The 19,111-nt window shown below is 66.4% G+C and carries 13 protein-coding genes; all 13 read left to right on the plus strand.

Annotated elements, in window-relative coordinates; all coding sequences use genetic code 11:
* The first annotated feature begins 5 nt into the window (after positions 1–5).
* Positions 6–947 carry a DUF58 domain-containing protein gene (locus PST29_RS16755; protein ID WP_060839546.1) on the plus strand — a complete coding sequence of 314 codons (942 nt, stop codon included), beginning with the start codon at positions 6–8 and terminating at the stop codon, positions 945–947.
* A complete protein-coding gene (locus tag PST29_RS16760) occupies positions 944–1,438 on the plus strand; it encodes a DUF4381 domain-containing protein (protein WP_060839547.1) in 495 nt (164 codons plus the stop codon). The genes PST29_RS16755 and PST29_RS16760 overlap by 4 nt, the downstream gene beginning before the upstream one ends.
* On the plus strand, positions 1,431–2,507 hold the full coding sequence (locus PST29_RS16765) for a vWA domain-containing protein (protein ID WP_060843761.1): 1,077 nt from the start codon (positions 1,431–1,433) through the stop codon (positions 2,505–2,507). The genes PST29_RS16760 and PST29_RS16765 overlap by 8 nt, the downstream gene beginning before the upstream one ends.
* The gene (locus tag PST29_RS16770; RefSeq protein WP_060843762.1) at positions 2,504–4,246 is read left to right on the plus strand and encodes a vWA domain-containing protein; all 1,743 of its coding nucleotides are present in this window, start codon (positions 2,504–2,506) and stop codon (positions 4,244–4,246) included. Before PST29_RS16765 ends, PST29_RS16770 begins: the two co-directional genes overlap by 4 nt.
* Positions 4,243–5,880: a BatD family protein gene (locus PST29_RS16775; protein ID WP_060843763.1), complete on the plus strand. Its 1,638-nt coding sequence runs from the start codon at positions 4,243–4,245 to the stop codon at positions 5,878–5,880. The genes PST29_RS16770 and PST29_RS16775 overlap by 4 nt, the downstream gene beginning before the upstream one ends.
* 86 nt (positions 5,881–5,966) lie before the next feature.
* Positions 5,967–7,211 (plus strand): exonuclease SbcCD subunit D C-terminal domain-containing protein, encoded by a 1,245-nt coding sequence (locus tag PST29_RS16780; RefSeq protein WP_060845141.1) that lies wholly within the window; start codon positions 5,967–5,969, stop codon positions 7,209–7,211.
* A complete protein-coding gene (locus PST29_RS16785; protein ID WP_060843764.1) occupies positions 7,208–10,852 on the plus strand; it encodes an AAA family ATPase in 3,645 nt (1,214 codons plus the stop codon). Before PST29_RS16780 ends, PST29_RS16785 begins: the two co-directional genes overlap by 4 nt.
* Positions 10,849–11,475, plus strand: coding sequence for a glutathione S-transferase (locus tag PST29_RS16790; protein WP_060843765.1), 627 nt, complete (start codon positions 10,849–10,851; stop codon positions 11,473–11,475). The genes PST29_RS16785 and PST29_RS16790 overlap by 4 nt, the downstream gene beginning before the upstream one ends.
* 1,072 nt (positions 11,476–12,547) lie before the next feature.
* Entirely contained in the window at positions 12,548–13,189 is a 642-nt protein-coding gene (locus tag PST29_RS16795; RefSeq protein ID WP_060839553.1) for a DUF1345 domain-containing protein, read from the plus strand.
* A 622-nt stretch (positions 13,190–13,811) separates the two neighbouring features.
* Positions 13,812–15,656: an autotransporter outer membrane beta-barrel domain-containing protein gene (locus tag PST29_RS16800; protein ID WP_082729256.1), complete on the plus strand. Its 1,845-nt coding sequence runs from the start codon at positions 13,812–13,814 to the stop codon at positions 15,654–15,656.
* A 273-nt stretch (positions 15,657–15,929) separates the two neighbouring features.
* The gene (locus PST29_RS16805; RefSeq protein ID WP_060843766.1) at positions 15,930–16,871 is read left to right on the plus strand and encodes a choline ABC transporter substrate-binding protein; all 942 of its coding nucleotides are present in this window, start codon (positions 15,930–15,932) and stop codon (positions 16,869–16,871) included.
* Between the two features lie 90 nt (positions 16,872–16,961).
* A complete protein-coding gene (locus tag PST29_RS16810) occupies positions 16,962–17,894 on the plus strand; it encodes an alpha/beta hydrolase (RefSeq protein ID WP_060843767.1) in 933 nt (310 codons plus the stop codon).
* Positions 17,895–18,049: 155 nt separating this feature from the next.
* Positions 18,050–19,066 (plus strand): LacI family DNA-binding transcriptional regulator, encoded by a 1,017-nt coding sequence (locus PST29_RS16815; protein WP_060843768.1) that lies wholly within the window; start codon positions 18,050–18,052, stop codon positions 19,064–19,066.
* Positions 19,067–19,111: the final 45 nt, after the last annotated feature.

A 19,111-nucleotide genomic window follows, 5' to 3' on the forward strand; every position in this document is an offset into this window, starting at 1 on the left:
CCCCCATGACCCAGCCCGTTGCCGAACCCGGCATTCGCATCACCCTCGGTGAACTGATCGAGATGCGCCACCGCGTGCGCGAGGTGCAGCTGTTCTCCACCCCGAGCCAGCGCAGCCCGCTGATCGGCCTGCACCACTCCAAGCTGCGCGGGCGCGGCGTGGACTTCGACCAGGTGCGGGTCTACCAGGCCGGCGACGACGTGCGCACCATCGACTGGCGGGTCACCGCGCGCACCCAGGAACCCCACACCAAGCTGTTCCACGAGGAGCGCGAGCGGCCGATCTTCATCATGGTCGAGCAGAGCCGCCAGCTGTTCTTCGGCTCCGGGCTGATGTTCAAGTCGGTGCTCGCCGCCCAGGCCGCGAGCCTGATCGGCTGGGCCGCCCTGGGCCATAACGACCGGGTTGGCGGGCTGGTCTACGGCGACGACGAGCACTACGAGATCAAGCCCCGGCGCAGCAAGCAGAGCCTGTTGCAGCTGCTCAACCGCCTGGTGCGGGTCAACCAGTCGCTGCACAGCGAAGCCCAGCCCCAGCGCGATGCCCTGGGCACCGCGCTGCTGCGCGGGCGCGAAGTGCTGCGTCCCGGCAGCCTGGTGATCGTGATCTGCGACGAGCGCGCCTTAAGCGACGCCGCCGAGCAACAGCTGAGCCTGCTGTCGCGCCATTGCGACCTGCTGCTGATGCCGTTGTCCGATCCCCTCGACCACGCCCTGCCCGCCGCCGGCCTGCTGCGCTTTGCCGAACGCGGCGCGCAGCTGGAACTGGACACCCTGAACTACGAACTGCGCCAGGCCTACCGGGCCCAGAGCGAGGCGCGCATCGCCCGCTGGGAACGCCTGGCGCAAAAACTGCGGGTGCTGCTGATGCCCCTGAGCACCCAGAGCGAAATGGTCGAGCAACTGCGCGAGTACCTCAATCCGCAGCGCCCGGGAGCCGGCCGATGAGCAGCCTGGAACAACTGCAACCGCTGCTGCCGCCGCCGGATATCGGCCTGTGGCCACCGGCCCCGGGCTGGTGGGTGCTGGCGGTGGTCCTGCCGCTGCTGGGCCTGGCCCTGTGGCGCTGGCGCCACCTGTGGCCGCGCAAGACCACCCGCCCTCGCCGCGAACAACCCCTGGACCCGGTGCGCCTGGCCGCCCTGGCGGAACTGGCGCTGTTGCCCAAGCCCTATGACGGCGCCCCGGCCGGCGCCTGGCTGCAGGCCCTCAATGCCCTGCTCAAGCGCCTGTGCCGCAACCACTATCCCTACAGCCAGAGCCATACCCTCAATGGCCGCAAGTGGCTGGCGTTTCTCGACAACCGCTGCCCCGCCGCCGGCCTGACCCGCTGGATGGTGCTGGTGGAAGGCGCCTACAAACCCGAGTGCAAGCTCGACGACAAAGCCATCGCCGGCCTGACCCAGGCGGTGGACACCTGGATTCGCAAGCATGTTTGAGTTCGCCTGGCCGTGGATCTTCGCCCTGTTGCCGCTGCCCTGGCTGCTGCGCCTGGTGCTGCCGGTGGCCGACAGCGGCGAACCGGCGCTGAAGGTGAGTTTTCTCAGTGACCTGGAAGGTCTGTCGCGGCGCCGGGCCCGGGCCCACATGCCGGCCTGGCGCCAGCAGGTCCGCTTCGTCCTGCTCTGGGTCTTGTTGCTGCTGGCCGCGGCCCGCCCGCAATGGCTGGGGGAACCGCTGCCGGTGGCCGCCAGTGGCCGCGACCTGCTGGTGGCGGTGGACGTGTCCGGCTCCATGGACTTTCCCGACATGCAGTGGCAGGACGAAGACGTCAGCCGCCTGAGCCTGGTCAAGCACCTGCTGGGGGACTTTCTCGAACATCGCGAGGGTGACCGGGTTGGCCTGATCCTGTTCGGCAGCAAGGCCTATCTGCAGGCGCCCCTGACCTTCGACCGGCGTACGGTACGCATCTGGCTCGACGAGGCGAAGATCGGCATCGCCGGCAAGAACACCGCCATCGGCGACGCCATCGGTCTGGCCCTCAAGCGCCTGCGCCAGCGTCCGGCGCAGAGCCGGGTGCTGATCCTGATCACCGACGGCGCCAACAACGGCGGCGAGATCGCACCGATCACCGCCGCCCGGCTGGCCGCCGCGGAAGGGGTGAAGATCTACCCCATCGGCATCGGCGCCGACCCGCAGGACAGCGCCACGCTCGGGGTACTGGGGCTCAACCCGAGCCTGGACCTGGACGAACCGGCGCTCAAGGAGCTGGCCGAGGTCACCGGCGGGCGCTACTTCCGCGCCCATGACGGCCAGGAGCTGCAGGCCATCAAGGAAACCCTCGACCAACTGGAGCCGGTGGCCCAGCAACCGACCCAGGCCCGCCCGGCCCAGGCCCTGTACCACTGGCCGCTGGCGGCCGCCCTGCTGCTCAGCGTGCTGCTGGTGCTGCGCGAGCGCTGGCCGCACAACCCGCTGCAGCGCTTCTTCAGCGAGTCGAATTTCCTGCTGCCTGCCCATGACTGGCGCCAGCGGCTCAAGCGCCTGCGCTTGCGGAGGCGTCGATGATCAGTCTCTGGCCCCACTGGTTCCGGCCCGGATGGTTGCTGGTGCTGCCGCTGCTGGCCCTGCTGCTGTGGAAACTGTGGCACCGGCAGAAGCGCGCCGGACGCTGGCAGATGATCCTGCCGCCGGCCTTTCACGCCGCCCTGCTCAGCGGCGGCAACGGACGCGAAAGCAAGCTGCCCTGGGTGGCCCTGGGCCTGGCCTGGCTGCTGGCGGTGCTGGCCCTGCTCGGCCCCGGCTGGCAGCGCGTGGAACAGACCAGCCAGAAACCCGCCGACCCGCTGGTGGTGCTGCTGGAGCTGACCCCGCAGATGCTCGCCAGCGACGTGCCGCCCAACCGCCTGGAGCAGGCCCGGCACAAGTTGCTGGACCTGCTGCAAGCGCGCAGCGACGCCCAGACCGCGATCGTGGTCTATGCCGGCAGCGCCCACACCCTGGTGCCGCTGTCCGACGACCTGGCCACCAGCCGCAATCTGCTGGACGCGCTGAAACCGTCGATCATGCCCCAGCCCGGCCAGCGCGCCGACCTGGCCCTGCTCAAGGCCCTCAAGCTGCTGGACCAGGGCGCCCTGGGCCAGGGCCGGGTGCTGCTGATGGCCGCGTCCCTCAGCGAACAGGAGCGCCAGGGCATCCGCCAGGCCCTGAGCGGTGACGCGCCGCAGTTGCTGATGCTGGGCCTGGGCAGCCGCGACGGCGCCCCGGTGACCCTGGAAGACGGCAGCTACCTCAAGGACGACCTGGGGGCGATCCTGGTGTCGCGCCTGGACAGCCCGGACCTCAAGCAGTTCATCGGCGAGGTCGGCGGCCGCTACCGTCAGGCGCGCCTGGACGACAGCGACCTCAAGGGCCTGGGCCTGCTGGGCGGCCCCCAGGGATTGCGCAACGACGGCCAGACCCTGCGCCTGGACACCTGGGCCGACCAGGGCTACTGGCTGTTGCTGCCGCTGCTGTTGCTGGCCGCCTGCGCCGGGCGCCGGGGCTGGCTGTTCTGCCTGCCGCTGCTGCTGTTGGCCGCGCCGCAACCGAGCTACGCCTTCGACTTGCAAGACCTGTGGCTGCGTCCCGACCAACAGGGCCGGCGCCTGCTGGAGCAGCAGCGCCCGGCCGAAGCCGCGCGGCGCTTCCAGGACCCGCAATGGCAAGGCGTGGCCCTGTACGAATCCGGCAACTACAATGCCGCCGCCGAGCGCTTTGCCGAAGGCAATGACGCCCGCGCCCACTACAATCGCGGCAATGCCCTGGCCCGCAGCGGCGAACTGGAAGCGGCCCTGGACGCCTACGAGCAAGCCCTGGAACGCCAGCCGGACCTGCAAGCGGCCCTGTACAACAAGGCCCTGGTGCAAAGCCTGTTGCAACAGCAGCAGGCCGCGCCGCCGACCGCGCCGCAAAAGCCGCAGAACCCCGACAGCGACGAGAGCAACAACGCTGGGCCCAGCGGCGCCGCGACCCAGCCGGCCAGCGGCAGCGAACCCCCGGACAACACCGGGCAGACCGCGACCGAAACCGGCGAGGCCACGGCGCCGCCGCCACCGGGCAACGGCCACAGCGAGGTGCCCGGCAGCGAACTGGACGACCAGCACACCACCACCCCGCTGCGTCCGGCCCAGGACAGCCTGGACGCCGAACACCAGCAGGCGCTGGAACAATGGCTGCGCAAGATCCCGGACGATCCGGGCGAACTGCTGAGGCGTAAATTTTGGTACGAACAGCAACAACATCAGGATCAGGGAAAAACTCGATGACCCGCTGCACCGCCGCCCTTCTGCTAGCCCTCGCGTTCTGGACTGCCCCGTCCCAGGCTGCCGGGCTGTCCGCCAGCCTGGACCGCAGCCAGGTGAACGCCGGGGAAACCGTCGAGCTGACCCTGGAGTCCACCGACGTCACCCAGTTCGGCAAGCCCGATCTCACGCCCCTGGACAGTCAGTTCGAAGTGCGCGGCACACGCCAGGTCAACCAGCTCAACAGCCTGGGCGACAACCACGCCAGCACCCGCTGGATCATCACCCTGCTGCCGCGCCAGCTCGGCACCCTGGAGATCGCCCCGCTGCAACTGGGCAATCTGCACAGCCAGGCCCTGAGCCTGCAAGTCAACGCCGGGGCGGCCCAGGACCAGGACGCCCGGCTGGAGCCGGTGTTCATCAAGGCCGAACTCGACCGGCCCAAGGTCTACGTCCAGGCCCAGGCCCTGCTGACCCTGCACATCTACCATTCGGTGCCGCTGTTCGACGACAGCAACCTCAGCCCCCTGCAACTCGACGATGCCCGGGTCGAGCAACTGGGCGAGCCGCGCACCTACGAAAAACTCATCAATGGCGTGCGTCACGGGGTGATCGAGATGCGCTACGCCCTGTACCCCCAGCGCAGCGGCCAGTTGCAGATCCCGGCGCTGACCTTCAGCGCCACCCTGGCCAACCCGGGCAACGACCAGGAACCCGCGCCCCAGGCTCCCAAGCCCGGCAAGCTGATCCATGTGAGCTCCGATCCCATGAGCCTGGACGTGCTGGGCAAGCCCGCCGGCTATCCCGCCGACGTCCCCTGGCTGCCGGCGCGCCGCCTGGAGTTGACTGAAAGCTGGAACCCGGAGCCCGATCACCCGCAGGTCGGCGACTCCCTGACCCGCACCCTGACCCTGCGCGCCGAAGGCCTGTCCAGCACCCAACTGCCGCCCCTGCCCCAGCCCGAGGTCAACGGCCTGCGCAGCTACCCCGACCAGCCGCAACTGAGCAACCAGCACGTCGAGCAGGGCCTGCTGGGCATTCGCGAAGAGCGCCAGGCGCTGGTGCCGACCCGCACCGGCGAAGTGAATTTGCCGGGCCTGGAAGTGACCTGGTGGAACACCCAGGAAGAGCGCCTGGAACTCACCCGCCTGCCGGCCCGCAGCCTGCAGGTGGCGAACAACCCGAGCCTGGTGGTGGATACCCCGGCCGGCACGCCCCAGGCCGGCAGCAACGATGGTCCGCTCTGGCCCTGGCAACTGAGCACCCTGCTGCTGGCCTGCACCACCCTCCTGGGCTTCGGCCTGTGGTGGCGGGCGCGCTCGCAACCGGCGGTGCTGCGCGCCACCCAGACCGGCCCGAGCCCACGCTCGCTGCTGGACGACCTCAAGCGTGCCTGTCAGGCCAACGACCCGCAGACCACCCGCCAGGCCCTGGACGCCTGGGCGCGCCAGCAACCGGAAACCCTGGCCGACATGGCGGCGCGATTCATCCCGCTGTCCGATGCCCTGGACGGCCTCAACGGCGCCCTCTACAGCGAAACCGGCCAGTATTGGCAAGGCGAGGAGCTGTGGCGGGCAATCCGCGCCATTCCCATCAACGAGCGGGTCCAGGACCCGTTGACGGACACCACCAGCCTGCCACCGCTCTACCCCAAATAACGGTAGCCGCAAGCGGCGAGCTGCAAGCCTCAAGCAGCTCGTAGCTTGCCGCTTGCCACTTGCCGCTGCTTTACCTGGAGTTTGCCTTGCGTCTGTTTCACACCTCCGACTGGCACCTGGGCCAGAACCTCCACGGCCAGGAACGCGACTTCGAACACGCCTGCTTCCTTGAGTGGCTGCTGCGTCAGCTCAAGCATGAGCAGCCGGATGTGCTGCTTATCGCCGGCGACATCTTCGACACCGTCAACCCGCCGGTCAAAGCCCAGGAGCGGCTCTACGACTTCATCGTCAGCGCCCACGAACAACAGCCGGCCCTGACCGTGGTGATGATCGCCGGCAACCACGACTCCGGCTCGCGCATCGAACTGCCGGCGCCCCTGATGCGGCGCCTGCGCACCCACGCCCTGGGCCGGGTGCTGTGGCTGGACGACGGCCAGCTGGATGTCGAACGCCTGCTGCTGCCGCTGCCCGACGCCAGTGGCGCGGTCCGCGCCTGGTGCCTGGCGCTGCCGTTCCTGCGGCCGGCGGAAGTCACCGGCCCGCAACGGGGCGACGACTACCTCAAGGGCATCGCCCAGGTCCATGAATGGCTGATCGCCGCGGCCAACGCCAAGCGCCAGCCGGGCCAGGCCCTGGTGGCGGTGAGCCACGCCCACATGGCCGGCGGCTCAATCTCGGAAGATTCCGAGCGCAGCCTGATCATCGGCAACGCCGAGGCCCTGCCCGCCAGCCTGTTCGGCCCGGACATCAGCTACGTGGCCCTGGGGCACCTGCACCAGCCGCAAAAGGTCAATGGCGAGGAGCGCATTCGCTACAGCGGCTCGCCGATCCCGCTGTCGTTTTCCGAGATCGGCTATCAGCACCAGATCCTCGATGTGCGCCTGGACGGCGAGACCCTGGTCAGCGTCGAACCGCGGCTGATTCCCCGGGCGGTGAACCTGCAACGCCTGGGCCCGGCGCCCCTGGGAGAAATCCTCGACCAGCTCGGCGAGCTGCCGGATATCGACCTTCTGGCCGAAGAACAGCGCCAGCCCTGGCTGGAAGTGCGGGTGCGCCTGGACGAGCCGCAGCCGGACCTGCGCCAGCAAGTGGAAAGCGCCCTGCAAGGCAAGGCCGTGCGCCTGGTGCGGATCGCCGCCGAGTACGCCGGTAGCGGCGGGCGCGACGCTGAAGACGCCGGCGCCGAGCTGATCGAACTGGATCAACTGAGCCCCGAAGAGCTGTTCCGCCGGGCCTGGCGCGACGCCTACGGCAACGAGGTGGACGACACCACCCTCAAGGATTTCGCCCTGCTGTTGCAGGACGTGCAGCAAGAAGGGGAACAGCCATGAAGATCCTGGCCATCCGCCTGAAGAACCTGGCCTCCCTGGCCGGGCCGTTCGAGATCGACTTCACCGCCGAGCCCCTGGCCAGCGCCGGGCTGTTCGCCATTACCGGTCCGACCGGCGCCGGTAAGAGCACCCTGCTCGACGCCCTGTGCCTGGCGCTGTTCGGCGCGGTGCCGCGGCTGAACAACATCGGCCGCGAGACCAAGGTCCCCGAGGTCGACAGCGAGATCCTCACCAGCGACCCGCGCACCCTGCTGCGCCGGGGCAGCGGCAGCGGCTATGCCGAGGTGGACTTTGTCGGCATTGACGGGCGCCGCTACCGCGCCCGCTGGGAGGCCAACCGCGCCCGCGACAAGGCCAACGGCAAGCTGCAGGCCAGCCGGCAGAACCTCACCGACCTGGACAGCGAACAACTGCTGAGCAACCAGAGCAAGAGCGAATACAAGCAGTTGATCGAGGCCCGCCTGGGGCTCAACTTCGAGCAATTCACCCGCGCGGTGATGCTGGCCCAGAGCGAGTTCAGCGCCTTCCTCAAGGCCGATGACAAGGAACGCAGCGAGCTGCTGGAAAAGCTCACCAACACCTCGATCTACAGCCAGCTGGGGCGGCGCGCCTACAGCAAGAGCAAGGAGGCCGAAGAGGTCCACAAGGAACTCAAGGCCCAGGCCAGCGGCATCACCCCGCTGGACCCCGAAGCCCGGGCCGAGCTGGATCAACAGTTCGACGCCGCCCGGCAGCAGCTCAAGGAGCAGCAGGCCCGGCTCAAGCAACTGGAGGCCCAGCACAGCTGGCTCAAGGAGCTGGGACAGTGGCAGCAGGCCCGACAGGACGCCGCCGAGCAGTTGCAACAGGCCGAGCAGCAGGCCCTGGCTCTGGCCCCAGAGCGCCTGCGCCTGCAGCGTCTGGAACAACTGGCGCCGCAGCGCCACCAGTTCCTGCGCCAGATCGAGCTGCACCAAGCCCTGGAGCCCCTGGGCCAACAGATCGAGCAGCAGGCCGCGCAACAGGTTGAGCTGCAACAACGTCACCAACAGCTGCAACAGCACGTGCTCGACGCCGACAGCGCCCTGACCCAGGCCCAGAGCCAGCACAGCGACAGCGCGCCGCTGCTGCGCGAAGCCTTTGCCGAACAGGCCAATCTGAGCCGTCTTGGCCAGAGCCTGAGCGAGGCCGGCGAAACCCGTGACCGCGCGCAAAGCGTCAGTGCCCAAGGCCAGCAAAGCATTGCCCAACTGCTGGAGAAGCAGCGTCTGGTGGGTGAGCGCCTGGAGCGGATTGCCGGGCAGTTGGCGCACAGCGCCGCCCTCGCCCCCTTGAGCGAAGCCTGGACGCTCTACCGCGAACGCCTGCAGCAACTGATGCTGATCGGCAACCGCCTGAATCAGGGCCAGAGCGAACTGCCGGCCCTGGAACAGCGGGCCGGCACCGCGGCTCAGCAACTGGCCGAACAACGTTCCCACCTTGAATTGCTCTACAGCGAAGCCGGTGCCGAACCCCAGGCCGTGGCCGAGCAGATCCAATTGCTGGACGGCCTGCTCAAGGACAACCGCAAGCAACAACGGGCCACCGAAGAGCTGGCACGGCTCTGGGCCCAGCAACAGGAACTGGACCAGCGCGGCCGGGCCCTGCAAGACAAGCAGCAAGCCGTGGCCGCACAGCGCGAGGCACTGAACCAGGCCGGCCTGCAAGCCAAGGCCGAACTGAGCGTCGCCGAGCAGACCCTGAGCGTCACCCAGGCCTTGCTGGAGCGCCAGCGCCTGGCCCGCAGTGCCAGTGTCGAGGAGCTACGCGGGCAGTTGCAGGACGACCAGCCCTGCCCGGTGTGCGGCAGCGTCGAGCACCCCTATCACCAGCCCGAAGCCCTGCTGCAAAGCCTGGGGCGCCATGACGAAAGCGAAGAAGCCAACGCCCGTCAGGCGGTGGACAGGCTCAAGGAACAGCTCAACGAACTGCGGGCCCAGGTCCAGGGCCTGATCGCCCAGCAGAAGGAATTCCTCCAGCAACAGGAACAACTGGCCAGCCAGCAACAGGCACTAGCCCCCAGCCTGCAAGCCCACCCGCAGAGTGCCAGCCTGCTGGACCAGGACCCGGCGCGACGCGATGCCTGGCTACGCCAGCAACTGGAACAGTTGCAACAGAGCATCACCCAGGATGAAAGCCGCCTGGATGCCTTGCTGACCCTGCAAAAGGACGCCACGCGGCTCCAGCAGCAGTTGCAGCAAGCACAAGACGCCAGCCAGCAGGCGGCCCAGCACCTGCACAAGCAGCAGGAGCAATTGGCCGCCGACCAACAGCGTCTCGAAGAAGAACTGGCCAGCTTCAACAACCTGCTGCCGGCCGAGGTGCTCGAAGGCCTGCGCCGTGATCCGGCCAGCACCTTCATGCAACTGGACCAGCAGGTGCTGCAACGCATCGAACAACTGCGCGAGCGCCAGGACGAAGCCGAAGAACAGCAGCAGCGCCAACTGCTGCTGGACAAGGAACAGGACCGCCAACTGACCCGCCAGCAGCAACTGAGCGACGCTCAGCAGCAGCTCGACGCCCTGAGCCAACAGCACCAGGCCTGCCAGGACCGGCTGGCCGCCCTGCTGGGGTCGCACCCTAGCGCCGAGCTCTGGCAGCAACAGCTCGATCAAGCCGTGGAACAAGCCCGCAGCGCCCAGGCCAAGGCCCAGCACGAGCAGCAGGAGCTGCAGCAGCAACTGATCCAACTGAGCGCCGAGCTCAAGGCCCGGCAAGAGCGTCTGCAAGCCCTGGACAGCGAACGACAGCAACTGACCGGCAGCATCGAACAATGGCGCGCCCAGCATCCGGAGCTGGACGACAGCGGCCTGCAACAGCTGCTGGAACTGGACGAGGAACAGGTCCAGCAACTGCGCCAGCACCTGCAGGCCAACGACAAGGCCATCGAACAAGCCAAGGTCCTGCTCCAGGAGCGTCAGCAACGCCTGCAACAGCACCAGGCCCAGCACAACGGCAACCTGGAGGCCGGGCAACTGGCCCAGGCCCTTGAAGAGCTGCAGCAACAAGCCCTCGCCAGCGAACAGCAGGTGGCGGAACTGCGCGCCCGGCAAAGCGAGGACCAACGCCGCCAGGAGGCCAATCAGGCCCTGGGCCAGCAGATCCACGACGCCTACCAGCAATGGCAGCGCTGGGCCCGCCTGAATGCGCTGATCGGCTCGGCCACCGGCGACACCTTCCGCAAGATCGCCCAGGCCTACAACCTCGACCTGCTGGTGCACCACGCCAACGCCCAACTGCGCCAGCTGGTGCGGCGCTACCGCCTCAAGCGCGGCGGCAGCATGCTCGGCCTGCTGGTGCTGGACACCGAAATGGGCGATGAACTGCGCTCGGTGCACTCGCTGTCCGGCGGCGAAACCTTCCTGGTGTCCCTGGCGCTGGCCCTGGGGCTGGCGTCCATGGCCTCCAGCACCCTGAAGATCGAATCGCTGTTCATCGACGAAGGTTTCGGCAGCCTCGACCCCGAGTCCCTGCAACTGGCCATGGACGCCCTCGACGGCCTGCAGGCCCAGGGGCGCAAGGTCGCGGTGATTTCCCACGTGCAGGAAATGCACGAACGGATCCCGGTGCAGATCCAGGTCAGCCGCCAGGGCAACGGCCTGAGCACCCTGGAGGTGAAATGAGCACGCGGCCGATGCCCGAGGCGACCCTCTACTCGTTCCGCCGCTGCCCTTACGCCATGCGCGCGCGACTGGCCCTGCGCTATGCCCAGGTGCCCGTGCAGATCGTCGAGGTCAGCCTCAAGGCCAAGCCGGCCGAGATGCTGGCGCTGTCGCCCAAGGGCACGGTGCCGGTGCTGGCGGTGGATGGGCGGGTGATCGACGAGAGCCTGGAGATCATGCACTGGGCGCTGGCGCAGCATGATCCGGACAACTGGCGGCTCATCGGCGCCCCCGAGGCCCAGACATGGATGGCGGCCTTGATTGCCGAGAATGATCAGGTGTTCAAGGTTCACCTCAATCGCTACAAGTACGCCGAGCGTTATCCCGAAGCGCCCATGGAGCATTACCGGGCCCAGGGCGAGGTGTTTCTGGCGCAGTTGGAGCGCCTGCTGCAGGAGCGACGCTATCTGCTGGCGGCGCATCCGAGCTTGGCGGACATGGCCCTGCTGCCGTTTGTTCGCCAGTTTGCTCATGTGGACCGGGAGTGGTTTGCGCAGACGCCTTATCCTGCGTTGCAGGAGTGGTTGCAGGTGTTTCTTGAATCGAAGTTGTTTGTGGGGGTCATGGCCAAGACTTTGGCGTGAGTTTTTGTTGTGGGGTTGGGTACATATCCGGGGCTGCGGGTGTAGCGGCTGGCGGTTCCGCTTTTACAGCGGCTCTGGGTACATATCCGTTCCTGCGGGTGCGGCCGCTGGCGGTTCCGCTCTTACAGCGGCTCACTTTTGAAGATCCGGAATGCCGGCCCAGACAAAAGTAAGCAAAACACTCTGCCCCTCCACTCGGTGCCTCGCATAGCGAGGCATGCCCTCACTCCGGCATTGATCCGTGGGCCGCCGCCACCGGCCATCCATGGCCGGGTGGCGGCTAACCCGGCATCCCTGCCGGGTTAGCCACGGCTCAATGCCTGCGTTCGGCCATCGTGTTTAAGGGGGCAGGAAGATCAAAAACCAGATCAAGATCAACATCTGACGGCGGCCTACCGGCCGACCTGTTTCATTGCCGTTCGCATTACATGTAGCCGCTGCCGCAGGCTGCGAACGGCTCCGCAGGAGACGCTAAACCTGCCTCCCCGATATTCCTGACCTATCGCGCCGCCTGGTTTTGCGAGCGCGAGCGCTCGTTCGCAGCCTTCGGCAGCGGCTACAAGGAACCAGCCTGCGCACCTTGGCTTTGGCTTTTGATCTTCAGGCCCCTTCCCAGCAGGCCGAGCGCAGGCGTTGCGTAGGGGGCAGCTCGGCAGGGATGCCGAGCTAGCCGCCACCCGGCCATGGATGGCCGGTTGGCGGCGGGCCCCCGGAGCAATGCCGGAGAGAGGGAACCCCGAGCCCCAGCGAGGGGCCGTATGGAGGGGCAAGCGTTTTTGCTTACTTTTTTGGCGTTTGAAAAAAGTAAGTCGCCGTAAGGGCGAAACCCTAAGTGGCCGCACCCGCAGCAACGGATATGTACACCGTCCCACTCGCCGTAAGGGCAAAACCGTAAGTGGCCACACCCACAGCAACGGATATGTACCCCCTCAAACTCGCCGTAAAGGCGAAACCGCCAGCCGCCACACCCGCAGCAACGGATATGCCCCCTCCCAGCACACGCCCAAAACATAACCCCCACCGCCCCACATGCTAATGTTCCCCTCCTTCAGCCCCAACGCCACGAGCCCCTATGTCCGTCGTAATCCGCACCCACCCTCGCTTGACCATCGGCGTACTGATCGGCTGCGCCGTCGGCCTCTTCGCCCCCGCCGCGACCCTCACCAGCAAGATCCTCATCGGCTGGAACGCCGCCGTCTGGACTTACCTGCTGCTGATGTTCTGGCTGACCCTGCGCGCTCGCGCCGACCAGGTGAAGCGCATCGCCGAAGCCGAGGACGAAAACGCCGGGCTGGTGTTGCTCATCGTGTGCATCGCCGCTATCGCCAGCCTGGTGGCGATCACCCTGGAACTGGTCGGCAGCAAGGACCTGGACAGCACCCGGCGGCTGGTCCACTACGCCTTTACCGGGTTGACGGTGATCGGTTCCTGGCTGCTGGTCGGGGTGATCTTCAGCCTGCACTACGCGCGCCTGTACTACACCTGGGACGGCCAGGAACCGGCGCTGCGCTTTGCCGAAGGCCCGATCGACCCGGACTACTGGGACTTCCTGTACTTCTCCTTCACCATCGGCGTGGCGGTGCAAACCTCGGACGTCGGTGTCGCCACCCGCGAGCTGCGCAAGATCGTCCTCGCCCAGTCCTTGATCGGCTTTCTGTTCAACACCGCGATCCTCGGTTTTTCCATCAACATTGCCGCCGGGCTGTTCAGCTGAACCGGTACGAGACGGCTTGAGCCCAGTCCTGGCAGCTTCGCGGGATCGTCCGTGAGAATCGCGACGGCTTCGTCCGGGGTGCCATATAGCGAGTGTCAGGCTGGGTAAGCCTAGTTGATCTCATTCGAACGACCGCCAATACAAAGCAACTAAATTCAGTTGTGCTGATCGACCTTCCAAACAAATCGCCCCAACACTTCAAGAGCAATTTAAGAATCATCTTAAAGACCCACCCTCTTACTAAAAATAAAATAGCCGCCTTTTACAGCCCTGGATTTAGCCAACTAACGTCTTAACGTTAGTCCCTCGCTTTCAACTAATCCCCCCCTTTTCCCCGAACCTGAAGTTTGCCGACCTCGCCATGTCCAAATGACGAAAGCACTTGCAATAGAGCGCCCGCGCACCCAATCCATGGGCCCAACAGCAAACAGCCACCCCCAAAGCAGCCTGTAACTTCCACAGACTGTTGTGTTTTCTGCTTCGCCAAAAGGTTACAACGTTGAAATACCCATCCGTAATAACAGCTATTACCCTGCTATACAGCGTCACTTATTCAGTACAGTCCCATGCGATCACTGCAATCGACAGCATTGATTTAGGTTCTTTGAGTAACGAGTACTCTATGGCCTTCGGCGTCTCTGCCGACGGTCGTCTAATCGCGGTAAACAAAACATTACCCACAGGCCAAGATCGCGCATTCAAATACAGCGATGCGACTGGCATGGTCGATCTGGGGACCCTGGGTGGGAACCATGCCTATGCCCATGCCATATCCGCCGATGGCAGTGTGGTCGTGGGAAAAGCGGCTACCCCGGCCTCGGCTCATGCCTTCAAGCACTCCGATGCGACCGGCATGATCGATCTAGGCACACTGGGCGGCGCATCATCCAGCGCCAATGGCGTATCCGCTGACGGCGCCGTGGTGGTTGGCGACTCCTTAAATCTCCAAGGGAGGACTCGTGCCTTCAAGCACACGGAGGCGACCGGCATGATCGATCTGGGGACCTTGAAGGCAGACAACAGTGGCGACTCCCTTGCAACTGCGGTGTCCGGCGACGGTAGCGTCGTCGTGGGGCAGTCGGACATCGATACGGATTCGAACGTACAACACGCGTTCAAGTACACCGATGCCAACGGCATGACCGACCTGGGCACCCTCGGCGGAACATCTTCCCAGGCTCTGGGAATATCCGCCGACGGCCAGGTGGTCGTGGGCAGTTCGGAAACTATCACCGGCGGTACTCAAGCGTTCAAACACACTGACGCCAACGGCATGGTCGAGCTCGGCTCCTGGGGGGGCGACTCCAGTGCTAGCGCGGCATCCGCCGACGGCCGCGTTGTCGTCGGTTTTGCCATTACCGCAGAGGGCGATAGCCACGCCTTCAGACACACCGATGCCGACGGCATGATCGATCTGGGCACGTTAGGCGGCCAACATTCGGCAGCGACTGCCGTGTCCGCCGACGGCAATATTGCCGTCGGCCTGAGCCTCACGGCGAGTGGTGACCTACACGCCGCGCTGTGGAAGATCACGGAAACCGGCACTCACCTGCTTGATCTGGACAATACCCGGAGCGCGATGGCCAAAAGCGCCAATCGGGCATGGGGAGTCCTGGACCTGCGCAGTGCGCAACTGGACCGGTTGATGAGCCAGGAGTGCCAGATCGACAGCGGCTCGTTCTGTATTGGGGTTGGCCCCAGCTACAGCAGAAACCGCGAGACTCGCCAGACCTCCACGAGTCTGACCCTGGGCGCCCGTCCCAGCGACCATCTGCGTGTGGGCATCACCCTGGACCAGAACCTCGATCAACAGTTGCCGGACAACTACACCAAGGCAGGGTCCAACGCCCCGGCAGTGGCGATGTTCGTTGCCATGGACGAATCGGGCCAGGGCCTGGGTTGGCAGGGGCGTCTGGCTGCGGCCTATCTGTCTTCCAAGGTCGATATCCGCCGTGAGCAACTGGCTTGTACCGACGCCGGTCAAGGGCGCTCGAGCCTGCGTGGCAAGGCCTTCAGCATCGAGGGTGGCTATGGCCTGCGGCTCGATAGCCTGACCGTGACGCCTTACATCGGCCTCAGCCAGACTCAAGTCAGCCGCCAGGGCTATAGCGAGCACAGCGGCGCCGTCATGGCGGCCAGCTACGCAAAAATGCAGCGCTCGGTGACCCGCCTGAACGCCGGCGTACGAACTGCCAAACGCCTGACAAAACAGCTGGAGCTCAATGCCAGCCTGGGCCTGATCCAGGACCTGGACAAAGACCAGGACGCCTTTCAAGCGCGCATGGACTACCTGGGTCGCTATACCTACCAGGCCGATAAACAGCACGACACCCGTTTTGCCGCGGGCACCGGGGCAAGCTATGCCTTGAACGAGAACAGCGCCGTGCATGCCGGTGTGTTCTGGACACAGGAGCCGGGCGGCAATGACACGACCGGTATTCAAACCGCCTTTACCTATCAGTTCTGATAACGGCTCCTGCCCTGTCTCGCGGTACTCCACATCAGCCCGGTCGAGGCTGCACCGCACGTCAAGACCCCAGCCCTGGCGCACCGCCAGGGCTGTTGCTGATCGCGACCTGGACAAGCCTGTGGGCGTGAAGTGCGCCCGGGCAGTCGTCACAGTGCAAAAGCCGGTCGCTACAGAGCGTTTCCCGGGCCATCGGGGCCACGTAAGGTGGCCAGCACGGCGCGACAAGACGCCGCTCAGAACAACAAGCCACCTGCCGGAAGAGATCCTCTGATGAAAACACCGTTCAAGCGTTGTTTCCTGGTCCTCTGCGCCAGCGCACTGCTGAGTGCCTCCACCTGGGCCGCCGAGCCCGCGTCCTGCAAGACCGTGCGCATGGGAGTGGTCAACTGGACCGATGTGATCGCCACCAGTGCCGTGGCCGATGTCCTGCTCACCGGGCTGGGCTACGACAGCAAGCAGACCAGCGCCGTGCAGCAGATCATCTTCGCCGGCATTCGCGACCAGCGCCTGGACATCTTCCTCGGCTACTGGAAGCCCGCCATGGACCAGAACATCGCGCCCTTCCTCGAGGCCGGGCAGGTCAAGGTCATGGACCGGCCCAGCCTCACGGACGCCCAGGCGACCCTGGCGGTGCCGGATTACGTGGCCCAGGCGGGGCTGAAAACCTTCGCCGACATTGCCCGCTTCAAGGACCAGCTGGGGGGCAAGATCTACGGCATCGAGCCCGGCAGCGGCGCCAACACCACGATCAAGACCATGATCGACACCGACCATTTCGGCCTCAAGGGCTTCAAGCTGATCGAATCCGGCGAGGCCGGGATGCTGGCGGCGGTGCAGCGGGCGATCAATCGCAAGGAATTCGTGGTGTTCGTCGGCTGGACCCCGCACCCGATGAACATCAACATGGCCATCACCTACCTCACCGGCAGCGAGGACGTGTACGGCCCCAACGAGGGGGCGGCCACGGTGTCCACGGTCACCGCGCCGAACTACGCCGAGCGTTGCCCCAACGTGTATCGGCTGCTGCAGAACCTGAGCTTCAGCGTGGCCCAGGAAAGCCAGCTGATGGTGCCGATCATGCAGCGCAAGACGCCCCAGGACGTGGCCCGACAGTGGCTGCGCGAGCATCCCGAAGACCTGCAGCGCTGGCTGACGGGGGTGAGCACCTTCGACGGCGGCGATGGTGTGGCGGCGGTCAAAGCCCACCTGTAACCGCCTGTCGCAGCAGCCGGCTTGCCGGCGAAGGCCGCCTCACGCAGCTCTTCGCCAGCAAGCCGGCGCCCACCCCCAGCGAGGCTATCCATGAGCCATTACCCGCTTTCCGCCGAGCTGACGGACTTCGTCCGGCGCACCCTGAGCTACACCAGCGCGGACAACAGCCTCAAAGGCCTGCGCGACAGCTATGAACGCATGTGCCGGGACTTCACCCCACCCCGTCCCCCCGGGCTGGCCGTGCATGACCTGCAACTGGCAAAGGTGCCGCTGCGGGCCTATCACCCGGACCGCCCGGCCCCCGCGTCCGGCTGGCCCTGGCTGCTGTACCTGCACGGCGGCGGCTGGGTGCTGGGCAGCCTGGACTCCCACGATTTCATCTGCGCCGCACTGGCCGACGAACTGGACATACTGGTGATCGCCGTGGACTACCGACGGGCTCCGGAACATCCGTTCCCGGCGGCTTTCGACGATTGCCTGGGGGTCTGGCGCGCCCTGGAGCAGGGCCTGAGCCCGCTGCCCCTGGACAGCCGGCGACGGCTGGTGATGGGCGACAGCGCCGGGGGCAATCTGGCCGCGGCCCTGTGCCTGGCCCTGCGCGACGCCGCCGAACCCTTGCCCGCCGCCCAGGTGCTGGTCTACCCCGGACTGGGTGGCGCGGCCGACCTGCCCTCGCGCAGCCAGTACGCCGATGCCCCGCTGCTCAGCAGCAGCGACCTGGACTGTTTCCAGGCCCTGTACCTGCCCGGCCGGCCACAGCGCTCGGCCTATGCCCGGCCGCTGCTGGCGGAGCAGTTCAGCGGCCTGCCGCCGGCCTTCATCGCCCTGGCGCAGTTCGACCCGCTGCGCGACGACGGCGAATGCTATCACCGGCACCTGCTCGGGGCCGGGGTCGCCAGCCAGCTGTACCCCGGCCTCGGGCTGGTGCACGGTTGCCTGCGCGCCAGGGGCCTGGCCGCCAAAGTCGACGCGCTCTACAGCGCCCTGTTGCGCTACCTGCAGCAGCACCTGGAGCGTCCCTGAGGGCGACCGTTGGTCAGCCATCCACGGCCGCACGGGGTATTTCCTGTCTTGGCACCCTTGACGGCGAACGGCTTTTTGCGGTTTCCTGAAACCGGTTTCAGCCTGATCTCCGGAAAGACTGCAAACCGATAATTCCAAGAATAAGGTCCGCGCCCGTGAATCCGTTTTCCGCCGCCCAGCGCAATCGCGTCACCATGCTCGATGTCGCCCGTCATGCCGGGGTCTCCAAGGCCAGCGTGTCGCGCTTCATCGGCGACGACCGCGCCCTGCTGTCCACCGCCACCGCCTTGCGCATCGAGCAAGCCATCAACGACCTGGGCTACCGCCCGAACCAGATGGCCCGCGGCCTCAAGCGCGGGCGCACGCGGCTGATCGGCATGCTGGTGGCGGATATCCGCAACCCCTATTCGATTGCCGTGATGCACGGCGTGGAAACCGCCTGCCGCCAGCACGGCTACAGCCTGGTGGTGTGCAACACCGACCGTGACGACGAACAGGAAGCCCGGCACCTGGCCAACCTGCGGGCCTACAACATCGAAGGCCTGATCGTGAACACCCTGGGCCACCACCTGGAGCAGTTGCTGGAATTGCAGCAGGAAATGCCCCTGGTGCTGGTGGACCGCAAGCTCGACCCCCTGCACGCCGATCTGGTGGGCCTGGACAATCCGGCGGCGGTGCACAGCGCCATCGAGCACCTGGAACACCAGGGCTACCGCGACCTGCTGCTGGTCAGCGAACCCCATGACGGCACCAGCTCACGGCTCGAACGCAGCGCCGCGTTCCAGGCCGAGATCGCCCGACGCCCGGCCTTGCGCGGCCAGTCGCTGGAGACCGGCGAGGCCCTGGCCCGCCACCTGAAGGACTTTCTCGACACGCCCGGTCCCGGGCCCAAGGCGCTGTTCTGCGCCAACGGCGTGGCGACCCTGGCGGCGACCCGCGCCCTGCGCGAACTGCAGTGCCCGCTGTTCGAGGGCATCGGCCTGATCGCCCTCGACGACCTGGACTGGTACCCCCTGGTGGGCAGCGGCATCACCGCCCTGGCCCAGCCCACCGCCGCCATCGGCGCCAGCGCCTTCGACTGCCTGCTCAAGCGTCTGCGGGGCGACGATGCCGCGCCGCGGGTGATGGATTTTCCGACGCAATTGATCGTGCGCGGCTCCACCGTGTTGTAACGGTGACGGCACGCGCCACAAGGCTTTTTTCGAACAAAAATGAAA

This window comes from Pseudomonas sp. St29 (assembly GCF_001547915.1).
In the GTDB taxonomy this organism is placed as follows: Bacteria; Pseudomonadota; Gammaproteobacteria; order Pseudomonadales; family Pseudomonadaceae; genus Aquipseudomonas.